The sequence below is a fragment of the uncultured Aggregatibacter sp. genome (genome assembly GCF_901873365.1).
Taxonomy (GTDB): Bacteria; Pseudomonadota; Gammaproteobacteria; order Enterobacterales; family Pasteurellaceae; genus Aggregatibacter.
On sequence record NZ_CABFLM010000111.1, the window covers coordinates 1 to 3,214 of the forward strand.

Here is a 3,214-nt window from a genome sequence, read left to right on the forward strand (position 1 = left end):
ACATCGTTACAATCAAGGTTTACCGCCTGTTTTAACAAAAACAACCTTCGGGGACTGTTGAATTAGTTGATCACTACAATGCTGACTTAAGCGACTTTTTCTCATTTGAGCATTCTAATCTAAATGAAAGATTTAGTCGTTATCTAGTACAGCCCCTAAATTAAATGCTTTCATTCAAAAATTCCTTTTAACTAATTGTTTATAAATGAATGCAATGTATAAATATTCCATTTACATTCTAAACAAGTCTAACAACTTATTGTTATACAATCAAATATTATATAATTACCGTTTTATTCATAAATAGTTCTAAAACCTCTTCCGACCGAATTAAATTCATTCTCTCGCGTTTTATATATCTGATTTTTTCCATAAGTGCCGATCAATTTTGGATCCGTAGCGCCGTATAGGGTGATATCCGGCTTATCTAACGCGGCGGTGAGATGGGCAAGGCCGGTATCTACGGAAATCACCGCCTTGGCGTTGGTAATTTGATCAGCAAGTTCGGTGAGCGTTAATTTCGGCAACACCGTGGTTTTATCCAAGCCATTCGCAATCCGTTGCGCTCACTGATGTTCTTGTTCGTTTCCCCAAAGAAGGCGAATTTCCACATTAAAAAGTGCGGTCAGTTTTTCCGCTGTTTTTTTCCATTCGTCCTCAAGCCAGTGTTTATCGGCTCGTGTGGTAGCATGAATAAACACAATATAAGGCTTTTCTACAGCATGGTTGGTAAAATGTCGCGCAATGCCATAATCCCCCTGCGTTTGAGGCAACTCATAGCCTAAACTAAGGGCAAAAAGCTGTCGAATGCGTTCCACCGCATGTTGTTGGTAAGCTACATAAAACCGGTGATCGTAAAAAAATGAGGCCAACGGCTCACGGGCACATTAGCGATTGTAGCCGTATTTTGCACCTTGTGCCAAACGGGTAGTAAAGAATGCACTTTTTACCAGTCCTTGCGCATCAATCACAGCATCATATTGATTTTCTTGTAATAAAGCACGATAGCTTTTCCAGGCTTGTTGGGTGTTGGTTGAAAAAGGCTGCTTACGCCAACGCCGTAAAGCAATGGGAATAACACGCTTAACCGCCCCATGCCAGCGCGGAATTTCGGCAAAATTCTCTTTCACCACCCAATCAAAAGTAATATCAGGCAGAGCATTTTGCGCATCCGTTGAAGTGGGCAAAGTATGTAGCACATCGCCCATTGAGGAAGTTTTAACCAGACAAACGTTCATTTTGTGTCATTTTGCTTTTCAGTAGATGTTCAAATGCCATACGCTGATCTTCATCAGCAAATGCGTTATAGGGAATGGCTTGGAAATGTCCACTGCCGAGGATTATGACTAAGCAATTGTCGATATTCTCTACCGCGCGTACTTTCGTATAAAAGAAAACGTAACGCGCCAGTGCATTTTGTAAATATAATCCATCCTCTTGAATGCGAACCACTTGTTCGCAGTCCGTTAAATCCTCCTTTACCTGTTCACGAAAAATTTTGTTCACAAAGATAGGACGAAAGACGGTGGCATAAGCAAAAATAAAATAACCGCCGATCACTAACAACCAACCAAGCCAAGACGAATAATTCGGCTCATAACAATCACCTAACATTTCCTGAAGATTACGGATGCGATGGCGTGTTAAGATGACCAATACAAGGTAAGGCAAAAATAGCGCCACGTCATAAATTCTCAGCCGGCACACCAGTTTGTTACCTTTATAAATACGTCTAGAGATCTTATTTTGTAGCGCTGCATATTTGGCAGTAGGCAGTTGATAACGAATTTCCATTTATCCTCCTAAAAGTGCGGTCAATTTTTCCATAACATTTTCCGGCTGAATATCAATTAAGCTTTGATGATAGCCGTCCTTTCCCTCGCCTTTGCGGATTTTAATCAACCCGCCTTCAATCAAACGAATAATTAGCGCTTTGTCCGACAGCGGAAGCGTATATTGCGGACTGGTTTGGCCGTAAAGTGCGACCAACGGGCGGTTTAGCGCGACGGCGACATGCATTAAACCACTGTCGTTACTCACCACGGCAACGCAATCACTCATTAAATCCACCTCAACCCCGTTTGTCCGGCTAAATTCACACAATAAGATTGCAATGGCGAAGACAAGGCACAGCGGATTTGTTCGCCGACTTCTTCGTCTTTCGCCGAACCGAATAAACGAACGGCATGCCCCTGTTCAATCAGCATTTCGGCAAGTTTGGCATAATGATAATGCGGCCAGCGTTTCGCCGGACAGAATTCTGCTCCGGGGCAAAAAGCTACTGACGGACGGTTTTCGGTTTGCGCCAAAAGTGCGGTAACGTTCAACGAGATTTACTGCGCCGTACCCGATAGGCATGGTCAGCGCATTGCGCACTTCCGGCATACGAGCCAACAAAGGCTTACACTAATTAGGTGCCAACACATCAATATTGCACTGTGGATATTGCCGTTTCAGCGTTTGATACAAACTGTGCGACATCATCATATCGCCGACCCAAGACGGGCCGATAACTAAAATATTCATATTATCTTAACCTAATAGGCGATATTATTCGGTTTATGCTGAAATAAATAATAGACTAACATCACGCTTGATTCAATAAAGCCACTGAAAGATAAAATAATTTTAATGCTATATAAATCAAAATTATTCACAGCGCCGATTAAAAGAGATTCAACATGAACAATCAGAAATATTATCGTATTGCGTTATTGTTTAATGCCAACAAAGTCTATGATTGAGAAGTGATGGAAGGAGTTGGGCAATATCTGCAAGCCTCGCAATGCACTTGGGATATTTTTGTAGAAGACGATTTTGTTTATCATAAAGACACGATTGAAAGTTTTCCGATTGACGGTGTGATTGCGGATTTCGACGATCCCGAAACGGTCGCTTTATTGCAAAATGTGAATGCACCGACTATTGCTGTTGGTGGTTCATATCAAAACCCCGATTTTTATCCCGACTTGCCTTACGTGGCAACAGATAATTATGCGCTGGTGGAAATAGCGTTTTTGCATTTACAGCAAAAAGGGTTAAACCATTTTGCTTTTTACGGCATACCGACAGAAGATGAAAAGCAATGGCGATTAAAACCTTTAGTGCAAGAACAAGAAATAGCGGTAGAGATACTGTAGTGATCAACTAATTCAACAGTCCCCGATAGGTTGTTTTTGTTAAAACAGGCGGTAAACCTTGATTATAACGATGC

General features: G+C 41.7%; 1 protein-coding gene and 3 pseudogenes. 1 reads left to right on the forward strand and 3 read right to left on the reverse strand.

The genetic code is table 11. The features are described from left to right. Positions 1-277 precede the first annotated feature (277 nt). The 3 genes and pseudogenes from rfaC to waaF all read right to left on the reverse strand — a co-directional run bounded on the left by rfaC (position 278) and on the right by waaF (position 2,526). Positions 278-1,238, reverse strand: a pseudogene (gene rfaC, locus QZ106_RS09330) (lipopolysaccharide heptosyltransferase RfaC). Then, positions 1,219-1,794 carry a YcxB family protein gene (locus tag QZ106_RS09335; RefSeq protein WP_295976574.1) on the reverse strand — a complete coding sequence of 192 codons (576 nt, stop codon included), beginning with the start codon at positions 1,792-1,794 and terminating at the stop codon, positions 1,219-1,221. The pseudogene rfaC and the gene QZ106_RS09335 overlap by 20 nt, the downstream one beginning before the upstream one ends. Then, positions 1,795-2,526 (reverse strand): annotated as a pseudogene (gene waaF, locus QZ106_RS09340) (lipopolysaccharide heptosyltransferase II). A 155-nt stretch (positions 2,527-2,681) separates the two neighbouring features. On the opposite strand from waaF, the pseudogene QZ106_RS09345 reads away from it, so the two are divergent. Beyond that, positions 2,682-3,077 (forward strand): annotated as a pseudogene (locus QZ106_RS09345) (xylose operon transcription regulator XylR); the annotation flags it as partial. Positions 3,078-3,214 lie beyond the last annotated feature (137 nt).